The 17,832-nt window shown below is 68.7% G+C and carries 21 protein-coding genes; 2 read left to right on the plus strand and 19 right to left on the minus strand.

Annotated features, from left to right (window positions below):
* Positions 1–275: 275 nt before the first annotated feature.
* The 18 genes from ACWC9T_RS02250 to pepN all read right to left on the minus strand — a co-directional run bounded on the left by ACWC9T_RS02250 (position 276) and on the right by pepN (position 14,663).
* Complete coding sequence (locus ACWC9T_RS02250; protein WP_030055830.1) at positions 276–461, minus strand: type Z 30S ribosomal protein S14; 186 nt, start codon at positions 459–461, stop codon at positions 276–278.
* Between the two features lie 4 nt (positions 462–465).
* On the minus strand, positions 466–1,035 hold the full coding sequence (gene rplE / locus ACWC9T_RS02255; RefSeq protein ID WP_030280779.1) for a 50S ribosomal protein L5: 570 nt from the start codon (positions 1,033–1,035) through the stop codon (positions 466–468).
* Complete coding sequence (rplX, locus tag ACWC9T_RS02260; protein WP_270151185.1) at positions 1,035–1,346, minus strand: 50S ribosomal protein L24; 312 nt, start codon at positions 1,344–1,346, stop codon at positions 1,035–1,037. The genes rplE and rplX overlap by 1 nt, the downstream gene beginning before the upstream one ends.
* A 15-nt stretch (positions 1,347–1,361) precedes the next feature.
* The gene (gene rplN / locus ACWC9T_RS02265; RefSeq protein ID WP_030232481.1) at positions 1,362–1,733 is read right to left on the minus strand and encodes a 50S ribosomal protein L14; all 372 of its coding nucleotides are present in this window, start codon (positions 1,731–1,733) and stop codon (positions 1,362–1,364) included.
* A gap of 101 nt (positions 1,734–1,834) precedes the next feature.
* Positions 1,835–2,107, minus strand: a complete 273-nt coding sequence (rpsQ, locus tag ACWC9T_RS02270) for a 30S ribosomal protein S17 (RefSeq protein ID WP_153460991.1) — start codon at positions 2,105–2,107, stop codon at positions 1,835–1,837.
* Complete coding sequence (gene rpmC / locus ACWC9T_RS02275) at positions 2,107–2,331, minus strand: 50S ribosomal protein L29 (protein ID WP_403062834.1); 225 nt, start codon at positions 2,329–2,331, stop codon at positions 2,107–2,109. Before rpmC ends, rpsQ begins: the two co-directional genes overlap by 1 nt.
* Positions 2,331–2,750, minus strand: coding sequence for a 50S ribosomal protein L16 (gene rplP / locus ACWC9T_RS02280; RefSeq protein WP_030300385.1), 420 nt, complete (start codon positions 2,748–2,750; stop codon positions 2,331–2,333). The genes rpmC and rplP overlap by 1 nt, the downstream gene beginning before the upstream one ends.
* Positions 2,751–2,755: 5 nt before the next feature.
* The gene (gene rpsC / locus ACWC9T_RS02285) at positions 2,756–3,580 is read right to left on the minus strand and encodes a 30S ribosomal protein S3 (protein WP_030055823.1); all 825 of its coding nucleotides are present in this window, start codon (positions 3,578–3,580) and stop codon (positions 2,756–2,758) included.
* The gene (rplV, locus tag ACWC9T_RS02290; RefSeq protein WP_030280773.1) at positions 3,580–3,927 is read right to left on the minus strand and encodes a 50S ribosomal protein L22; all 348 of its coding nucleotides are present in this window, start codon (positions 3,925–3,927) and stop codon (positions 3,580–3,582) included. Before rplV ends, rpsC begins: the two co-directional genes overlap by 1 nt.
* Before the next feature lie 58 nt (positions 3,928–3,985).
* Positions 3,986–4,267, minus strand: coding sequence for a 30S ribosomal protein S19 (rpsS, locus tag ACWC9T_RS02295; protein ID WP_030280772.1), 282 nt, complete (start codon positions 4,265–4,267; stop codon positions 3,986–3,988).
* An 11-nt stretch (positions 4,268–4,278) separates the two neighbouring features.
* Positions 4,279–5,115 (minus strand): 50S ribosomal protein L2, encoded by an 837-nt coding sequence (rplB, locus tag ACWC9T_RS02300; protein ID WP_207810337.1) that lies wholly within the window; start codon positions 5,113–5,115, stop codon positions 4,279–4,281.
* Between the two features lie 46 nt (positions 5,116–5,161).
* The gene (rplW, locus tag ACWC9T_RS02305; protein WP_030280768.1) at positions 5,162–5,479 is read right to left on the minus strand and encodes a 50S ribosomal protein L23; all 318 of its coding nucleotides are present in this window, start codon (positions 5,477–5,479) and stop codon (positions 5,162–5,164) included.
* Positions 5,479–6,156 carry a 50S ribosomal protein L4 gene (gene rplD / locus ACWC9T_RS02310; protein ID WP_270146474.1) on the minus strand — a complete coding sequence of 226 codons (678 nt, stop codon included), beginning with the start codon at positions 6,154–6,156 and terminating at the stop codon, positions 5,479–5,481. Before rplD ends, rplW begins: the two co-directional genes overlap by 1 nt.
* A gap of 4 nt (positions 6,157–6,160) precedes the next feature.
* On the minus strand, positions 6,161–6,808 hold the full coding sequence (rplC, locus tag ACWC9T_RS02315) for a 50S ribosomal protein L3 (protein ID WP_031063055.1): 648 nt from the start codon (positions 6,806–6,808) through the stop codon (positions 6,161–6,163).
* A gap of 14 nt (positions 6,809–6,822) precedes the next feature.
* Positions 6,823–7,131, minus strand: coding sequence for a 30S ribosomal protein S10 (gene rpsJ / locus ACWC9T_RS02320; RefSeq protein WP_012785157.1), 309 nt, complete (start codon positions 7,129–7,131; stop codon positions 6,823–6,825).
* A 394-nt stretch (positions 7,132–7,525) separates the two neighbouring features.
* Positions 7,526–9,349 (minus strand): hypothetical protein, encoded by a 1,824-nt coding sequence (locus ACWC9T_RS02325; protein ID WP_449819159.1) that lies wholly within the window; start codon positions 9,347–9,349, stop codon positions 7,526–7,528.
* Positions 9,350–9,720: 371 nt separating this feature from the next.
* Positions 9,721–10,614, minus strand: a complete 894-nt coding sequence (locus tag ACWC9T_RS02330; protein ID WP_449819160.1) for a glycosyltransferase family 2 protein — start codon at positions 10,612–10,614, stop codon at positions 9,721–9,723.
* Positions 10,615–12,020: 1,406 nt separating this feature from the next.
* Positions 12,021–14,663 (minus strand): aminopeptidase N, encoded by a 2,643-nt coding sequence (gene pepN / locus ACWC9T_RS02335; RefSeq protein WP_449819161.1) that lies wholly within the window; start codon positions 14,661–14,663, stop codon positions 12,021–12,023.
* A 230-nt stretch (positions 14,664–14,893) separates the two neighbouring features.
* Here pepN and ACWC9T_RS02340 point away from each other — a divergent pair, with 230 nt between their 5' ends.
* Complete coding sequence (locus tag ACWC9T_RS02340) at positions 14,894–15,523, plus strand: mycothiol-dependent nitroreductase Rv2466c family protein (RefSeq protein ID WP_449819162.1); 630 nt, start codon at positions 14,894–14,896, stop codon at positions 15,521–15,523.
* 14 nt (positions 15,524–15,537) lie between these two features.
* Here the strand turns inward: ACWC9T_RS02340 and ACWC9T_RS02345 are convergent, their stop codons facing one another.
* Positions 15,538–16,962, minus strand: coding sequence for an amino acid permease (locus ACWC9T_RS02345; protein WP_449819163.1), 1,425 nt, complete (start codon positions 16,960–16,962; stop codon positions 15,538–15,540).
* A gap of 266 nt (positions 16,963–17,228) precedes the next feature.
* Between ACWC9T_RS02345 and ACWC9T_RS02350 the strand changes: the two genes are divergently transcribed.
* Positions 17,229–17,828 carry a biotin transporter BioY gene (locus tag ACWC9T_RS02350; RefSeq protein ID WP_449819164.1) on the plus strand — a complete coding sequence of 200 codons (600 nt, stop codon included), beginning with the start codon at positions 17,229–17,231 and terminating at the stop codon, positions 17,826–17,828.
* Positions 17,829–17,832 lie beyond the last annotated feature (4 nt).

Below are 17,832 nucleotides of genomic sequence, written 5' to 3' on the forward strand. Positions count from 1 at the left end.
GCCTCTCTCGCCGTGGTTTCTCCGCGCCAGGTCCCCCTGTCGCACTCTTCCGAGTGCGCCAAGGGCACAAGCGCAGGGGACCTGCGACGTAGTAAGACTGGGTGCGAGCCCTCCCAGAAGAGGACCACGGGCATCCATGGGGAAGCCGTGGCAGGGGGCCCGACCCCACTACCTTACGGGAACCCGTACGGCAGACCCAAAACGGGCCGGTGTGGGATCGGGCACCTCTGCTTCGCTAGCTGTGCCTAAAGCTCTGGCTCTCTACTGAAAGAGGACTACCAGGAGCTCTTGGTCACGCCCGGCAGCTCGCCGCGGTGCGCCATCTCACGGAGGCAGACACGGCAGAGGCCGAACTTGCGGTACACCGAGTGCGGACGGCCGCAGCGCTGGCACCGGGTGTAGGCCCGGACGCCGAACTTCGGCTTGCGCTCGGACTTCGCGATGAGGGACTTCTTCGCCATTGGCTCACGCCTCCTTGAACGGGAAGCCCAGAGCGCGCAGGAGCGCCCGGCCCTCGTCGTCGGTCTGAGCGGTGGTCACGACGGTGATGTCCATACCGCGCTGACGGTCGACCTTGTCCTGGTCGATCTCGTGGAACATAACCTGCTCGGTCAGACCGAAGGTGTAGTTGCCACGGCCGTCGAACTGCTTCGGGGAGAGACCACGGAAGTCACGGATACGCGGCAGGGCCAGCGACACCAGACGGTCCAGGAACTCCCACATGCGGTCACCACGGAGGGTGACGTGGGTGCCGATCGGCTGGCCCTCGCGCAGCTTGAACTGCGCGATGGACTTGCGAGCCTTGGTCACGGCCGGCTTCTGACCGGTGATCGCGGTCAGGTCGCGGATCGCGCCCTCGATCAGCTTGCTGTCACGGGCGGCCTCGCCGACACCCATGTTGACCACGACCTTGACCAGGCCGGGGATCAGCATGACGTTCTCGTACGAGAACTGCTCCTGCAGCTGGCCCTTGATCTCGGAGTTGTAACGCTCCTTGAGGCGGGGGGCCACCTTCTCAACAGTCGTCTCAGACATCAGATGTCCTCACCGGTCCGCTTGGCAACGCGGATCTTGTTGCCCTGGTCGTCGAAGCGGTAGCCGACGCGGGTGACGACCTTCTTGCCGTCCTTCTCCACGACCAGCTGGACGTTGGAGACGTGCACCGGGGCCTCGACGGTCACGATGCCACCCTGGGTACCCGGACCCGGCTTGGTGTGCTTCTTGACCCGGTTGACACCCTCGACCAGGACCTTGTTCTCGGCCGGCAGGGCCTGGATGACCTTGCCCTGCTTGCCCTTGTCCTTGCCGGTGATGACCTGGACCAGGTCACCCTTCTTGATCTTCATGCTGTTCGCCATGGGTTAGAGCACCTCCGGCGCCAGCGAGATGATCTTCATGAACTTCTTGTCGCGCAGCTCGCGGCCGACCGGGCCGAAGATGCGGGTGCCACGGGGGTCACCCTCGGTGTTCTTCAGCACGACAGCGGCGTTCTCGTCGAAGCGGATGTACGAGCCATCCGGACGACGACGCTCCTTGACGGTACGGACGACGACGCACTTGACGACGTCACCCTTCTTCACCGAACCACCGGGGATCGCGTCCTTGACGGTCGCGACGATGACGTCCCCGATACCGGCGTAGCGGCGACCGGAGCCACCGAGAACACGGATGCAAAGGATCTCCTTGGCACCAGTGTTGTCGGCAACACGCAGTCGCGACTCCTGCTGGATCACAGCTTTCTCCTGATCGTCAACGAGAGTCGACGGGCCGGCCGCTGCTCACACCGGCGTCCCGGGGGACCCGATGCACATACGGCCGTACCTCATCGGCTTCGTTACTTGGCCTTCTCGAGGATCTCGACGACGCGCCAGCGCTTGGACGCGGACAGCGGGCGGGTCTCCGCCAGGAGGACCCGGTCGCCCACGCCGCACGCGTTCTGCTCGTCGTGCGCCTTCAGCTTGTTCGTACGGCGGATGACCTTGCCGTACAGAGCGTGCTTGACGCGGTCCTCGACGGCGACGACGACGGTCTTGTCCATCTTGTCGCTGACGACGAGACCCTCACGGGTCTTGCGGAAACCGCGCGTCTCGTTGGTGTTCTCAGTCATCAGGCGTTCTCCACCGTCTCGATGCCCAGCTCGCGCTCGCGCATCAGGGTGTAGATCCGCGCGATGTCCTTGCGGACGAGCTTGAGCCGTCCGTGGTTGTCGAGCTGCCCGGTCGCCGCCTGGAAGCGGAGGTTGAACAGCTCCTCCTTGGCCTCGCGCAGCTTGGCAACGAGGGCCTCGTTGTCCAGCGAGCGAAGCTCAGCAGCCTTGGTAGCGGCCGACATCAGCTCTCACCGTCCTCGCGCCGGACGATCCGGCACTTCATCGGCAGCTTGTGCGCGGCGCGGGTGAGCGCCTCGCGAGCAACCTTCTCGTTCGGGTACGACAGCTCGAACATGACCCGACCCGGGTGCACGTTCGCGATCCACCACTCCGGCGAACCCTTACCGGAACCCATGCGGGTCTCGGCCGGCTTCTTGGTGAGCGGGCGGTCCGGGTAGATGTTGATCCAGACCTTGCCGCCACGACGGATGTGACGGGTGATCGCGATACGAGCGGACTCGATCTGACGGTTCGTCACGTAGGCCGGGGTCACGGCCTGGATGCCGAACTGGCCGAACGCCAGCTCGGTGCCACCCTTCGAAGCGCCACGGCGCTTCGGGTGGTGCTGCTTGCGGTGCTTGACCCGACGGGGGATCAGCATTGGGGTCAGGCCTCCGTTCCGGTGTTCTCAGCAGCCGGAGCCTCGGCGACCGGGGCCGCGGGGGCCTCGGCAGCGGCGGGACGACGGCCACGGCCACCGCGCTCGCCACCACGGCGCTCGCCACCGCGGGCGGGACGACCACCCTCGGGACGGGCCGGGCGGTTGCCCGAGCGGGCAGCGGCGTTCTCAGCGCGGACCTCGGCGATGTTCTTGACGTCGCCCTTGTAGATCCAGACCTTCACGCCGATGCGGCCGAAGGTGGTCTTGGCCTCGAAGAAGCCGTAGTCGACGTTCGCACGCAGGGTGTGCAGCGGCACACGGCCCTCGCGGTAGAACTCCGAACGGCTCATCTCGGCGCCGCCGAGACGACCGGAGCACTGGACCTTGATGCCCTTGGCGCCGGACTTCATGGTGCCCTGCATCGACTTGCGCATGGCACGACGGAAGGAGACGCGGGAGGACAGCTGCTCCGCGACGCCCTGAGCCACGAGCTGGGCGTCCAGCTCGGGGTTCTTGACCTCGAGGATGTTCAGCTGGACCTGCTTGCCGGTCAGCTTCTCGAGGTCGCCGCGGATGCGGTCGGCCTCGGTGCCACGGCGACCGATGACGATGCCGGGGCGAGCGGTGTGGATGTCGACGCGGACGCGGTCGCGGGTGCGCTCGATCTCGACCTTGGAGATGCCGGCGCGCTCCATGCCCTTCGTCATCATGCGACGAATGGCAACGTCTTCCTTGACGTAGTCCTTGTACAGCTTGTCGGCGTACCAGCGGGACTTGAAGTCCGTGCTGATGCCGAGGCGGAACCCGTGCGGGTTAACCTTCTGGCCCATTACCGGGTCCCTTCCTTGCTGCTGACGACCACGGTGATGTGGCTGGTCCGCTTGCGGATCCGGTAGGCGCGGCCCTGGGCACGCGGACGGAACCGCTTCAGGGTCGGGCCCTCGTCAACGTACGCCTCGGAGATGTAGAGGTCGTCCACGTTGGAGTGGTTGTAGTTGTGCGCGGCGTTGGCAATGGCGCTGTCGAGCACCTTGCCGACCGGCACGGTGGCGGCCTGCGGAGCGAAACGCAGGACGGCCTGGGCCTCCGTGGCATTCATGCCACGGATGAGGTCCACCACGCGGCGGGCCTTCATGGGCGTCACGCGGATGTACCGCGCCTGTGCCCTGGCTTCCATGGTTGTCCCCTTAATGGAGTAAGTCATTGAGTCGTTCTGGCGCTTGAAGCTCAGGCGCTTAGCGACGCTTCGACTTCCGGTCTTCCTTCACGTGGCCACGGAAGGTGCGGGTCGGAGCGAACTCGCCGAGCTTGTGGCCGACCATCGACTCGGTGACGAACACCGGGACGTGCTTACGGCCATCGTGGACCGCGATCGTGTGACCGAGCATGCTCGGGGAGATCACGGAACGACGGGACCAGGTCTTGATGACGTTCTGAGTACCCGCCTCGTTCTGAGCGTCCACCTTCTTGATGAGGTGGCCGTCGATGAAGGGGCCCTTCTTAAGACTGCGCGGCATCTGACCTGCTCCTAGCGCTTCTTGTTGGTCTTGCGGCGGCGCACGATGAGCTTGTCCGACGCCTTGTTCGGGCGACGGGTGCGGCCCTCGGGCTTACCCCACGGCGAGACCGGGTGGCGACCACCGGAGGTCTTACCCTCACCACCACCGTGCGGGTGGTCGATCGGGTTCATGGCGACACCACGCACGGTCGGGCGGACGCCCTTCCAGCGCATGCGGCCGGCCTTGCCCCAGTTGATGTTCGACTGCTCGGCGTTGCCGACCTCGCCGACGGTCGCGCGGCAGCGCGCGTCGACCAGGCGGATCTCACCGGAGGGCATGCGCAGGTGCGCCATCTTGCCCTCACGCGCCAGCAGCTGGATGCCGGAGCCGGCCGAGCGGGCCAGCTTGGCACCGCCGCCGGGACGCAGCTCCACCGCGTGGATGGTGGTACCGACCGGGATGTTGCGCAGCGGCAGGTTGTTGCCCGGCTTGATGTCGGCGCCAGCGCCGTTCTCGATCCGGTCGCCCTGCGTGATGCCGCGCGGCGCGATGATGTAGCGCTTCTCGCCGTCCGCGTAGTGCAGGAGCGCGATGCGCGCGGTGCGGTTCGGGTCGTACTCGATGTGCGCGACCTTGGCCGGCACGCCGTCCTTGTCGTGACGACGGAAGTCGATCACGCGGTAGGCGCGCTTGTGACCGCCACCCTGGTGGCGAGCGGTGACACGACCGGCGTTGTTACGGCCGCCCTTGCTGTGCAGGGGGCGAACCAGCGACTTCTCCGGCGTGGACCGCGTGATTTCTACGAAGTCGGCCACGCTGGAGCCGCGACGGCCCGGCGTAGTCGGCTTGTACTTGCGGATGCCCATTTGGCTCTCTCGTCCTCGTCCTAATCGACGATCACGATCTCCTGGTTCAGGAGACCGGACCACCGAAGATGTCGATGCGGTTGCCCTCGGCCAGCGTCACGATGGCGCGCTTGGTGTCCTTGCGCTTGCCAAAGCCCGTCTTGGACCGCTTGCGCTTGCCCTGACGGTTGATCGTGTTGACAGCCTCGACCTTGACCGAGAAGACCGCCTCGACGGCCTGCTTGATCTGGGTCTTGTTGGCGCCCGGCGACACGATGAACGTGTACTTGTTCTCGTCGAGAAGGCTGTAGCTCTTCTCGGAGATGACCGGCTTCACCAGGACGTCACGGGGGTCCGTGAACGTCTTGCTCGTAACGTCGCTCATCAGGCGGCGCTCCCTTCGAGCTCGCCCTCAGCGGCAACGGCCTTGGCGGACGCGGCCGGACCGGCCACGAAACGCTCGAAGGCGGCCTGGGTGAAGACCACATCGTCGGAGACGAGCACGTCGTAGGTGTTCAGCTGACCGGCGTCCAGGATGTGCACGTTCGGCAGGTTGCGAGCGGACTTGAGGCCCAGCTCGTCCGAACGCTCGACGACCAGGAGGACGTTCTTGCGGTCGGTGATCTTGCCGAACAGGCCCTTGGCGGCCTTGGTCGACGGCGCCTCGGTCGCGGTCACGCCGGTGACGACGTGAATGCGGTTGTGGCGGGCCCGGTCGGTGAGCGCACCGCGCAGGGCGGCGGCGATCATCTTCTTCGGGGTCCGCTGCGAGTAGTCACGCGGCACGGGACCGTGCACGACGCCACCGCCGGCGAACTGCGGCGCACGGGTCGAGCCCTGACGGGCGCGGCCGGTGCCCTTCTGGCGGTACGGCTTCTTGCCGCCACCGCGGACCTCGCCACGAGTCTTGGTCTTGTGGGTGCCCTGACGGGCCGCAGCGAGCTGCGCCACGACGACCTGGTGCATCAGCGGAACGCTGACCTTCGCGTCGAAGATCTCGGCCGGCAGCTCGATGCTGCCGGTCTTGTCGCCAGCCGGCGACAGGATGTCAATGGTGCTCATTTCCTCACAGCCCCTTCGCCGCGGTGCGGACGAGGACGAGGCCGCCGTTCGGGCCCGGGACGGCGCCCTTGATGAGCAGCAGACCCTTCTCCGCGTCGACCGCGTGCACGGTCAGGTTCTGGGTGGTCACACGCTCGTGGCCCATCCGACCAGCCATGCGCAGGCCCTTGAACACACGGCCCGGGGTGGCGCAGCCACCGATGGAACCGGGCGAGCGGTGCTTGCGCTGGGTGCCGTGACCGGCGCCGAGACCCTTGAAGTTGTGACGCTTCATGACACCGGCGAAGCCCTTGCCCTTGGAGGTGCCGGTCACGTCGACCTTGACACCCGCCTCGAACAGCTCGGCGGTGATCTCCTGGCCCAGGGTGTACTCGGACGCGTCCGAGGTACGGAGCTCGACCAGGTGACGGCGCGGGGTGACACCGGCCTTGGCGAAGTGGCCCGCGAGGGGCTTGTTCACCTTGCGGGGGTCGATCTCGCCGAAGCCGATCTGGACGGCGTCGTAGCCGGCCGGGCTGTCAGCGGTGTGGACCTGGGTCACGACATTCGGCCCAGCCTTGACGACGGTCACCGGGACGACCCGGTTGTTCTCGTCCCAGACCTGGGTCATGCCGAGCTTCTCGCCCAGGATGCCCTTAATCTGCTTAGCCATCTTCGGTGCGCCTCTCAGAGCTTGATCTCGATGTCGACGCCAGCCGGCAGGTCGAGACGCATCAGCGAGTCAACCGTCTTCGGCGTGGGGTCGAGGATGTCGATCAGACGCTTGTGAGTACGCATCTCGAAGTGCTCGCGCGAGTCCTTGTACTTGTGCGGCGAGCGGATGACGCAGTACACGTTCTTCTCAGTGGGCAGCGGCACCGGGCCCGCGACCTGCGCACCAGTACGGATCACCGTCTCGACGATCTTCTTCGCCGAGGAGTCGATGACCTCGTGGTCGTAGGCCTTGAGCCGGATGCGGATCTTCTGTCCCGCCATGGCTACTCAGTAGTCCTTTGTCCGTAAGTTGCTGCACGACTTCCCCTCCGACCCCCGCGCTCGGGCGTGTCGCACTCGCGCTTGCAAAAAACCGGCGAAGAACTCGTCGGTTTCGAACTTTCAGGAGAGGGGGGAGCCGGGCCGAGACCCCGCATACGCTTCCCGGAAGATTCCCGTACGTCCGCCCCGCAGCTGCCGTGGCGTAGAACTCACGCTTGACGGCCATCACGGGAACGACGAGTACATGGGACTCGCTTCCAGTCCTCCCGGCGGGAGGCGCGCAGCATCGGCACTCAACCGAGCAACTTGGACATACTGCCACATGGAGCAGCCCGGATGCCAATCGGGGCCGGTGAGGTGTCCCTCACCGGCCCCGATCGGGTAGCTCTGCTGGTCAGCCCTTGCGCCAGAGCACCCAGCCGCGGTCCTTGTTGTACTTCGCGACGCGCCAGCCCGGAAGCGGCTTCTCCCAGCTGGACTCCGGCGTCGCGTCCTTGGAGACGGTCAACAGCATCGCGTCGGCCGTCGCCGGCGGGGTGTTGCCGTGCTTCACGTTGCTGGTCCAGACCCGGCCCCAGTAGACCTGGAAGGTCAGCGCCATCCTGGTGCCCCAGTCGAGGTCCCAGTCCATGATCACGTTGTCGCCCTTGCCCAGGCCGGCCTCCTTGGCCAGGGTGGCACCCTCGTACTTACGGAACTTGGAGTGCGGCTCGGCGACGTTGTTGGTGACGGTGACGGTCGCGTAGGCGGCGAAGATCGCCAGGCAGCCCACCACGGCCGTGACGACCCGGCGACCGCCGACCACCCGCAGCAGCAGGCACGCGGCCAGCACGGCGAGCGCACCGAACGTCGTACGGCCCATGTGCAGGCCGTCATAGGTCGAGGAGAGGAACTGCGCGTCCGGCACGGTCCACGGGATGATCCAGGCCCTGAGCTTGGAGCCCGCGTACTCGGTGACCGACAGCCCGGTGATCCCGACGACCACCGTGCCGGCCACGGCCAGCCGCAGCAGCGGGCGCGTCCCGGCCCGGAACAGTGCGGCCAGGCCTACCACCAGGAACACCGGCACCAGCACGGCGCAGTACCTGGCGTACACCCAGTTGTCGATGCGCTCATTGTCCGCGAGGCCGGCGGCTGAGGCCAGCGCGGTGCCGCACAGCATGGCGATCATGCAGAAGGCCACCACCCGGTCGGCCACCGAGAACCGGCGGCGGAACACGGCCACCGCGCACAGCACGAAGGCGACCGCCCCGAGGCCGTAGGTGGAGGCCATGAAGTACCACAGCTCGCCGAGGGTGCGGACGATGATCGTGCCGAGGTATTTGCTGTCCTCGAGGTTCTCGAAGACCTTGTTGCCCACGCCGGCCCCCGGCACGTCCTTGAACTTGCTCTCGACGAAGCGGGCCAGCAGCTTGACACCCAGGTAGGCCACCCCGAGCCCGCCGATCCCCGCCAGCGAGGAGAGCCGCGGCGCCCAGCCGAAGGCCAGCACCACGACCAGGGCCAGCGCCGTCAGCGCCACGACCACGCCGCCGCGGTCATGGGTGGCCATCGAGTAGCCGGCGGCCAGGCTCATCGTCACCGCGTAGAGCGAGCGGCGGCGCGGCGATCCGGGCGAGAGCCAGCCGTGCATCGCGATCAGCCAGATCAGCAGGAGCACCGGGAGGACGGTGTCCGTCATGACGAACTGGGAGTAGAAGATCACCGGCGGCACCAGCGCGACGGCGGTCCCCGCCAGGAACGCGTGCGGCCGGGACAGTCCCAGGCGGCGGGCTGCCACGAAGGCCAGCGGGAAGACCAGCGCGTTGAGCGCCGCGTTGATGCCCATGATCAGGTGGTACGCGGTCGCGGGGTTGTCGGCGATCCGCAGCGCCGGTGAGATCAGCAGCGAGTAGCCGCCGGGAATTATCACGCCGGTGGGCATCTCGGTGGTCGGCCGACCGGCCAGCACCCGCGCGATCGCGAGGTACCCGTCCTCGTCCGCGTGCACCGAGGGGAAGTAGTTGTGGATCGACAGCGACAGTCGGAACGCCGTCTGCCCGAGGTAGCCGAGCAGCAGGGCCGCCGGCCAGAACCAGCGGTGGGCGGCAAGGGCCCTCAGTCGGATCAGTGCGGCTGGAGGTGTCGTCGTCTCGGCGGCCCCGGCCGCGTTCCCGTCACCGCCCTCCCTCAATGTCTGCCCGTCGGACGCATGGGCAGAATCGATCAGCGGCTGCACCGGGACACTTCCCTACTTGTTGGAACCAGCACTTGTCATGTCCTACTCATAGGTGCGCCGCGAGTCGCCTGGACGCACCCCCACTCGTTGGATCGCACGGGAAGTCTGCCATGCGGCCCGATGTCGAGCCAGCGCGGTCATTCGGCGGATCGTATACATGCGAATGGCCTAGGGCATCTGAGATGCCGCATCCGCCCTCTTGTCGCATTTTGACCGTCCGCCTTTCGCCCGCCGCTTCGGCAATGCAGGCTCGGCTGCCCGACGATCAACCCGTGCCCGGCGCGCGGAGCCGACCTGATCGGCCGGCCGCCGCGAGCCTGGAGCGGCGGGTTGACGTGGTGACGGGTGGCGAAGTCCCGCTCCGGGCCGGGTCAGCTACTGCGGACGGCGCGGCCGACCATGGCTCCGGCGTGGGCGAAGTCGCCCGCACCGAGGCGTCCGGCGGCGACCATCAGGGCGTGCAGGCGGGACGAGAGGTGCAGGTCGGCCGAGCGGGCCGCCGCGTTCCAGCCCTTGGCGCGCAGCTCCTTGGCGATCAGCCCGTAGTAGCGCAGCTCCTCGTCGAAGCGCTTGCCGTCCTTCACTCGGGTCGAGGAGTCGCTGGCCTGGTGGCGGCGGTAGCGGAACACCTCGCGCTCGTCGACCAGCAGGTTGCCGCCGTCCATCAGCATGTCGACCATGAAGGCCAGGTCGTGGACGGCGTCGATGTCCGGGCGGTACGGGATCTTCGACAACGCGGACTGCCGGTAGAGCAGCGACGGGGTGTACAGCCAGTTGCCGGACAGCAGGCTCTTCACCGCGTCCTCGCCGCTGATGACGCCGGCCTTGCGGGCCGGGGCGGCGATCCGGCGCTTGACCTTGTCGCCGATGCCGAGCGAGGGCACCAGGTTCCCGTCGCTGTCCATCACCTTCACGCCCGGCTGGACCGCGATCGCGTTCGGGTCGGCCTTCATGCGCTCCAGGACGACGTCCAGGTAGTCCGGCTCCAGCAGGTCGTCGGCGCCCATCATCGAGACGAACTCGCGCTCGGCCAGGGTGGACGCCTTGTAGGTGTTGCCGTTGGGGCCGAGCCGCTCCTCGTTGCGGATGTAGCGGATCCGCTCGTCGTTCAGGCTCTCGATGTACTGCAGCGCGCGGAAGCCCGGGTACTGGTCATCCACGACGGTCAGCCGCCAGTCCTGCTGGTTCTGAGCCCGGATGCTGTCGATGGTGGCGAACAGGTACTCCGGGTCGCCGTAGTACGGGATGACGAAATCGACGCTCATGACGGCGCCGCACCTCCTGGTCCTGGATCACGCTTCGGTGCCGCCCGGCCGCGGCCGCCGGGCGAGCCAAGTCAACCAGCTTTTTCAAACGACTGCGTCGGCCGGGTTGTCCGCCCCGAGGCCCTACGGCACGCGCCGGCGTTCGCATACGTCACCAATCGGAAATTCCGGCCCGCGGAAATAAGTCCGCCCGGCATCGCGGCAATGAATTAGAGCTGCCAATGTCCGGATTTTCGCCGATTTAAATATCCAGTACCGGAGCGAACCGGGCCTAGGCCTCTACGATATCTTCGGTTCGTCACGACAACTCCCGGACAGCCGGGTTCTGAAGGGTCTTCCAGAATGACCATCAGCGTTCCGCACCGTGCCGACAGGGCCCGGCGGTCGCCCGAACAGTCGCTGCTCCCCCCTCTGCCGCAACGGATGTACCGGCGTGAGAGCTCAGCCTGGTGGCTGGCGGTCGAGGGCGTCATCGGCGTAGTGGCCGCCATGTTCATGACCTGGATGACCCGATTCATCGACATCGATCCGATGGTTCGTGTCGGTCAGGTCAGCGGCCTCGCCGGGCTCCAGCTCATTCTGCTGATCGCGATGGGCGCCACGGTCGGGGTGCTGATGATCGCCATGCGCCGCTGGTCGATACTTCCGGTGCAATTCGGCGCCGCGATATTCGCGGGGCTCTCCAGCGGCGTGCTCGCCGGCGCCGTCGCGCTCGCGCTGCGCGGCACCCCTTGGTCGCTCTACGGCCAGATCGGGGACGCCGGCGTGCTGCAGGGGTGGGCGTACAACCTCATCCACGGCCAGCCGATCGACGACACCTACCCGCCGCTCTTCCCCCACCTGCTCGGCTGGTACACCCAGCACTTCACCAACAGCGACCCCGGCCACGCGCTCAAGATGGTCAGCCTGGCGTTCACCGCGCTGCTGGGACCGACGGCCTACGTCGCCTGGCGGCTGATCCTGCCGCCGCTGTGGGCCCTGGGCATCGGCGTCACCGCCTCGCTGCCGCTGGCTGACCCGTACAAGCCGTACACCACCATCGTGCTGGTCGGGCTGCTCCCGGTGCTGGCGAAGCTGCTGCAGCTCATCCAGCGCTCCCAACTGCTCAGCCGGAGCCGCGCCGCCGTGCTGGGGGCCGTCGTCGGGGCCGTGCTCGGCCTGCTCTTCCTGCTGTACTCGGGCTGGTTCGTCTGGTCCGCGGCCGGTCTGATGCTGATGGGCGTCATCCTGCTCGTCCGGCAGTGGCGCACCCACGGGGCCGGCGCCCTGGTCACGGCCCTGCTGCTGATCGGCTCGACCGTGGCGACGTTCGTCGCGGTCTCCGGCTTCTACCTCACCAAGTTCCTCTCCTCGGCCGGCGGGGCCGTCGACCGCTACTGCTACTTCGACGTCTACACCGAGCCGAGCTACTTCCTGATGTGGGGCAGCGACACCCCCGGCGGCCTCGGGCTCGGTGCCTGGCCGCAGCCGGGCGCCTGCGCCCGCAGCGCGCGGGCCAGGTCGTCCCGGCGCTCCAGCACCAGGCGGCGCAGCGCCGGCGCGGCCTGCGGGCGGCCGGACAGCCAGGCGTCGGCCTCGGCCAGGGTCTGCTCGTCGGTCTGGGCGATCGGGAAGAAGCCGCCGACGATCCGCATCGCGATCTCGATGGTCCGCTCGGCCCAGACCTTCTCCAGCAGCTTGAAGTACGGTGCCGCGTAGAGGGCGGTCAGGTCCCGCTGGGAGGGGATCGAGAAGCCCGCGGTGTTGGCCTCGACCAGGGCGCTCGGCAGCTCGTCCGAGTCGATCACGGCCGACCAGGCGGCGGCCTTGGCCTCCGGGGTGGGCCGGGCGGCCAGGCACTGGGTGTACTGGCGCTTGCCGCCCGCGGTGTTGTCGGCGGCCAGTTCCCCGGCCAGTTCCTCGTCGGCGGCCTGCCCGGCGGCGGCCAGCGCCAGCCACAGCGACCAGCGCAGCTCCTGGTCGACCTCCAGGCCGTCGATCCGGGCGCTGCCGGCCAGCAGGCCGCGGACCAGGCCGAGGTGCTCGGCACCGCCCGCGGTCTGGGCCAGGAATCGGGCCCAGGCCAGCTGGTGGTCGCTGCCGGGGACGGCCTCGCGCAGCTCGCGCAGGGCGCCGTCGGCGAGCTGCCGGGTGCCCTCGGCGCGCCACTCGGGGGCGGCGTACAGGTCGACGGCGGTCCTGGCCTGGGCGTGCAGCGACTGCAGCACGCCGATGTTGCCCTCCTGGCCGGCGAAGCGCAGCACCAGGGCGACGTAGTCGCGGGCCGGCATCAGGCCGTCCCGGGTGAGGTTCCAGACGGCGGACCAGGCGAGCGCGCGGGCCAGCTCGTCGCGGATGTCGCCGAGGCCGGTGCGCAGGGTCTCCAGCGAGTCGGCGTCGAAGCGGATCTTGCAGTAGGTCAGGTCCTCGTCGTTGAGCAGGACCAGGGCCGGGCGCGGGCGGCCGACCGCTTCGGCGACGACCGTACGGGCGCCGGTGACGTCCAGCTCGATCCGGTCGGTGCGCACCAGGGCGCCGTCGGCGTCCCGGTCGTACAGGCCGACCGCGATCCGGTGCGGGCGGAGGACGCCGCGCGACGGAGTCGCAGAATCAATCGGAGTGTCCTGGAGGACGGCGAGTTCGGTGATCCGGCCCTCGGCGTCGGTGGTGACCTGCGGGGTGAGCGCGTTTACCCCGGAGGTCTGCAGCCAGGCGGCGGCCCAGCTCTTGAGGTCGCGCCCGCTGGTCTCCTCCAGCACGTCCAGCAGGTCGGCCAGTTCGGTGTTGCCGAAGGCGTGCCGCTTGAAGTAGCGGCGGGCGCCCTCGAAGAAGGCCTCCGAACCGACGTACGCGACCAGCTGCTTGAGGACGGCGGCGCCCTTGGCGTAGGTGATGCCGTCGAAGTTGAGCTTGGCGTCCTCGAGGTCGCGGATGTCGGCGGTGATCGGGTGGGTGGTGGGGAACTGGTCCTGCCGGTGGGCCCAGGCCTTGCGCTGGTTGGCGAAGGTGACCCAGGCGGAGGAGTACCGGGTGCGGGCGCCGATCAGGCCGTAGGAGCCCATGAAGTCGGCGAAGGACTCCTTCAGCCACAGGTCGTCCCACCAGCGCGGGGTGACCAGGTCGCCGAACCACATGTGCGCCATCTCGTGCAGGATGACGTTGGCGCGGGACTCGTAGGCGGCGTCGGTGACCTTCGAGCGGAAGACGAACTCCTCCTTGAAGGTGACGCAGCCCGGGTTCTCCATCGCGCCGATGTTGTACTCGGGGACAAAGGTCTGGTCGTACTTGCCGAAGGGGTACGGGAAGTCGAACTCCTCGTGGAAGAAGTCGAGTCCGAGCTTGGTGACGCCGAGGATCTCCTCCGCGTCGAAGTACGGGGCGAGCGACTGGCGGCACATCGCGGAGAGCGGGATCTCCAGGGTGGTGCCGTCGGCGAGTTCGCGGCTGTAGTGGTCGCGGGCGACGTGGTACGGGCCGGCCACCACGGCGGTGAGGTAGGTGGAGATCGGCTTGGTCGGCGCGAACTCCCAGGTGCGGGCGGCGCCTTCCTCGGTCACGGTCTCGTGCACGGCGTTGGACCACACGTCCCAGGCGGCCGGGGCGGTCACCGTGAAGCTGAACGGGGCCTTCAGATCGGGCTGTTCGAAGTTGGCGAACACCCGCCGGGCGTCGGCCGGCTCGTAGTGGGTGTAGAGGTAGGTCTCGCCGTCCACCGGGTCGACGAAGCGGTGCAGGCCCTCGCCGGTGCGGCTGTAGGCGCAGTCCGCCTCGATGGTGAGGACGTTCTCGGCGGCCAGGTCGTCGACGTGCACCCGGGCGCCGTCGTAGGCGGTGGCCGGGTCCAGGGCACGGCCGTTGAGGGTGACCGAGCGGACGGCCGGGGCGAGCAGGTCGAGGAAGGTGGCGGTGCCGGGCTGGGAGCAGCGGAAGGCGACGGTGGTGGTGGAGCGGAAGGTGGCGGTGGCCGGGTCGGGGGCCGAGGTCAGGTCCAGCTGGACCCGGTAGCTGTCCACGGCCAGGATGCCGGCTCGCTGCTGTGCTTCCTCGCGGCTCAGGTTCTTGCCCGGCACGGCGGTACTCCTTTGTCCGGCTCGCACGGTGGTGCGTCTGTGGGTGGTGCGGTCCCGTGCGCGGTGTGCGTCGCGCACGCAGGGTCATCCTTTCACGCGCACCCTGACCAGTACCATTGCACAGGCCGCCGCGTCGGGGCCGGAATCACCGGTGCCGGACGGGTGTTGGGGTGCTGGAGGGGGAACACCCCGCTGCCTCGGATCACCTCATGAAGGACGAGACCCCAGTGATGACTGCCGCTGAGCGCAAGACCGCCGACTTCTGGTTCGACCCGGCCTGCCCGTGGGCGTGGATGACGTCCCGCTGGCTGATCGAGGTCCAGCAGCTGCGGCCGGTCGACGTGAACTGGCACGTGATGAGCCTGTCGGTGCTCAACGAGCACCGCGACCTGCCGCAGCAGTACCGCGAGCTGCTGGACAACGCCTGGGGCGCGGTGCGGGTCTGCATCGCGGCCGCCCAGCAGCACGGCGAGGAGGTGCTGGGCCGGCTCTACACCGAGCTGGGCCTGCGCTTCCACAACCAGGGCCTGCCGCAGAACCGGGAGACCATCGAGGCCGCCCTGGTGGCCGCCGGCCTGCCCGCCGAGCTGGCGGACGCGGCCGACACCGACGCCTACGACGAGGCCCTGCGCGCCTCGCACAAGGAGGGCATCACCCTGGTCGGCGAGGACGTTGGCACCCCGGTGATCGCGGTCGAGGGCGCGGACGGCGAGCGGGTCGCCTTCTTCGGCCCGGTCGTCACCCCGGCCCCGAAGGGCGAGGCCGCGGCCCGGCTCTGGGACGGCACCCTGCTGGTGGCCTCCACCCCGGGCTTCTACGAGATCAAGCGCACCCGCACGGCGGGTCCGTCCTTCGAGTAGGCCCACCGGGTTTCCTAGCGGGCGGCCGCGTCCCGGCGCTGCTTGACCAGGCCGCCCGCGATCAGCAGCGAGACCAGCACCCCGGCCGCGTACAGCTGCTGGCGGTTGCCCTCGGTGGTGGTCATCAGCGCGAGGACGCCGGCCACGGCGGCCATCGCGACCCAGGTCAGGTACGGGTAGCCCCACATCTTCACGGTGAGCAGCTCGGGCGCCTCCCGCTCCAGCCGGCGGCGCATCCGCAGCTGGACGACGCAGATGAACAGCCAGACCACCAGGATCGCCACGCCCGTGGTGTTCATCAGCCAGGTGAACACGGTGGCGGGCCAGAACTTGGCGGCCAGCACGGCGCCGAAGCCGAACAGGCAGGAGGCCAGCACGGCCCGGCGCGGCACCCCGCCGCTGACCTTGGCCAGCGCCTTGGGGCCCTGGCCGCGGCCGACCAGCGAGTACGCCATCCGGGAGGCGCCGTAGATGTTGGCGTTCATGGCGGACAGCAGTGCGATCAGCACCACCGCCTCCATGATCGTCCCGGCCGCGGGCACCCCGAGGTGGCGCAGCACCGTGACGTACGGGCCGTCGGCGACGACCGCCGGGTCCTTCCATGAGACCAGGGTGACCACCAGGGCCATCGAGCCGATGTAGAAGATCGCGATCCGCCACACCGCCGTGCGCACCGCGCTGGCGACGTTCTTCTTGGGATCGTCGGACTCGGCCGCGGCGATGGTCACCGTCTCCAGGCCGCCGTAGGCGAAGACCGAGGCGAGCAGGCCGACGACCAGCCCGCTGACGCCGTTGGGCAGGAAGCCGCCCTGACCGGTGAGGTTGCTCGTGCCGGGGGAGCCGGGGCCGATCACACCGGCGATGCCGAGCCCGCCGAGGACCAGGAAGGCGACGATCGCGGCGACCTTGATGGTGGCGAACCAGAACTCGAACTCACCGAAGTTCTTCACCGCGGTCAGGTTGCTGACGCAGAAGAAGACCATGAACAGGCCGACCCAGACCCAGGCCGAAACGCCGGGTATCCAGCCGTTGACGATCTTCCCGGCGGCGGTGGCCTCGGCGGCCACGCCGCAGCAGAGCATCACCCAGTACATCCAGCCGGCCGTGATCCCGGCCCAGGGGCCGATCTCCTTCTCGGCGTGCACCGAGAACGAGCCGGAGGCCGGACGGGCGGCGGACATCTCGCCGAGCATCCGCATGATCAGCATGACCAGCACGCCGGAGAGGGCGAAGGCGAGGATGATCGCCGGACCGGCGGCCGCGATGCCCGCGCCGGAGCCAACGAAGAGGCCGGCGCCGATGACGCCGCCGAGGGCGATCATCGACAGGTGGCGCTGCTTGAGCCCGTGGCTGAGCTGCTGGCCGGGCGCCGGGCCTGAGCCCGCTCGGGTGGCGGCTTCGGTGGTCCCGGGCGCCGTGGGTGCGGGGGTGGGGGCCATAGGCGTGGATCCAGACTGTGCGGAATGCGGCATGAGTTGTCCAATATCCGGGGAGCCGTTGTTCATGCCAAGAACATCCGCTTCAGGCCCACCATGCGGACCCGGTCACACCTCAGCGTGACCGCCGCGCGACAGAACGTCGTTTCGGGCCGGTTCCGACAACGCCCGAGGGCGGGGCTTTGTCCGAAACCGTGGCGGTGACGCAGTGGATCACCGCGTAGGTTCACAGGTGTTCACTCACCTGGACCCTTACGGAGGATCCCCCGATGGCCACTGCCACCACCCCGATAGCGCGCCGCGCCGTTCTCGCCGACCTGCTGCCCGCCGCCTCCACCCGCCTCGGTGCCCAGGCCCGCGACCTCGCCCTGGTGGTCGGCGGCGCCGCGCTGACCGGTGTGGCCGCCCAGCTGTCGGTGAACGTCCCCGGCTCGCCGGTGCCGGTCACCGGCCAGACCTTCGCCGCCCTGCTGGTCGGCACCGCGCTCGGGGCCCGCCGCGGCGTCGCCTCGCTCGCTCTCTACCTGCTGGCCGGCATGGCGGGCATGCCCTGGTTCGCCGAGGGCGCCTCCGGCTGGGCCATGCCCTCCTTCGGCTACGTGCTCGGCTTCGTCCTCGCCGCCGCCGTGACCGGCGCGCTCGCCCGCCGCGGTGCCGACCGCACCCCGGTGAACACCGCCGTCACCATGGTCCTCGGCAGCCTGGCCATCTACGCCGTCGGCGTCCCCTACCTGGCCTTCACCCTGCACGTGTCGCTCGCCCGCGCCGCCGAGCTCGGTCTCTACCCGTACCTGGTCGGCGACGCGCTCAAGGCCGCCTTCGCCGCCGGCGCCCTGCCGCTGGCCTGGAAGCTGCTCGGCAAGCGCTGACGCC

Source organism: Kitasatospora sp. NPDC001159 (genome assembly GCF_053598235.1).

Excerpts from the sequence above, each read along its gene's own strand:
- ACWC9T_RS02250 (WP_030055830.1), bottom strand. The coding sequence starts at position 461 with ATGGCGAAGAAGTCCCTCATCGCGAAGTCCGAGCGCAAGCCGAAGTTC.
- rplE (WP_030280779.1), bottom strand. The coding sequence starts at position 1,035 with ATGTCTGAGACGACTGTTGAGAAGGTGGCCCCCCGCCTCAAGGAGCGT.
- rplX (WP_270151185.1), bottom strand. The coding sequence starts at position 1,346 with ATGAAGATCAAGAAGGGTGACCTGGTCCAGGTCATCACCGGCAAGGAC.
- rpsQ (WP_153460991.1), bottom strand. The coding sequence starts at position 2,107 with ATGACTGAGAACACCAACGAGACGCGCGGTTTCCGCAAGACCCGTGAG.
- rpmC (WP_403062834.1), bottom strand. The coding sequence starts at position 2,331 with ATGTCGGCCGCTACCAAGGCTGCTGAGCTTCGCTCGCTGGACAACGAG.
- rplP (WP_030300385.1), bottom strand. The coding sequence starts at position 2,750 with ATGCTGATCCCCCGTCGGGTCAAGCACCGCAAGCAGCACCACCCGAAG.
- rpsC (WP_030055823.1), bottom strand. The coding sequence starts at position 3,580 with ATGGGCCAGAAGGTTAACCCGCACGGGTTCCGCCTCGGCATCAGCACG.
- rplV (WP_030280773.1), bottom strand. The coding sequence starts at position 3,927 with ATGGAAGCCAGGGCACAGGCGCGGTACATCCGCGTGACGCCCATGAAG.
- rpsS (WP_030280772.1), bottom strand. The coding sequence starts at position 4,267 with ATGCCGCGCAGTCTTAAGAAGGGCCCCTTCATCGACGGCCACCTCATC.
- rplB (WP_207810337.1), bottom strand. The coding sequence starts at position 5,115 with ATGGGCATCCGCAAGTACAAGCCGACTACGCCGGGCCGTCGCGGCTCC.
- rplW (WP_030280768.1), bottom strand. The coding sequence starts at position 5,479 with ATGAGCGACGTTACGAGCAAGACGTTCACGGACCCCCGTGACGTCCTG.
- rplD (WP_270146474.1), bottom strand. The coding sequence starts at position 6,156 with ATGAGCACCATTGACATCCTGTCGCCGGCTGGCGACAAGACCGGCAGC.
- rplC (WP_031063055.1), bottom strand. The coding sequence starts at position 6,808 with ATGGCTAAGCAGATTAAGGGCATCCTGGGCGAGAAGCTCGGCATGACC.
- rpsJ (WP_012785157.1), bottom strand. The coding sequence starts at position 7,131 with ATGGCGGGACAGAAGATCCGCATCCGGCTCAAGGCCTACGACCACGAG.
- ACWC9T_RS02330 (WP_449819160.1), bottom strand. The coding sequence starts at position 10,614 with ATGAGCGTCGATTTCGTCATCCCGTACTACGGCGACCCGGAGTACCTG.
- ACWC9T_RS02340 (WP_449819162.1), top strand. The coding sequence starts at position 14,894 with ATGACTGCCGCTGAGCGCAAGACCGCCGACTTCTGGTTCGACCCGGCC.
- ACWC9T_RS02345 (WP_449819163.1), bottom strand. The coding sequence starts at position 16,962 with ATGGCCCCCACCCCCGCACCCACGGCGCCCGGGACCACCGAAGCCGCC.
- ACWC9T_RS02350 (WP_449819164.1), top strand. The coding sequence starts at position 17,229 with ATGGCCACTGCCACCACCCCGATAGCGCGCCGCGCCGTTCTCGCCGAC.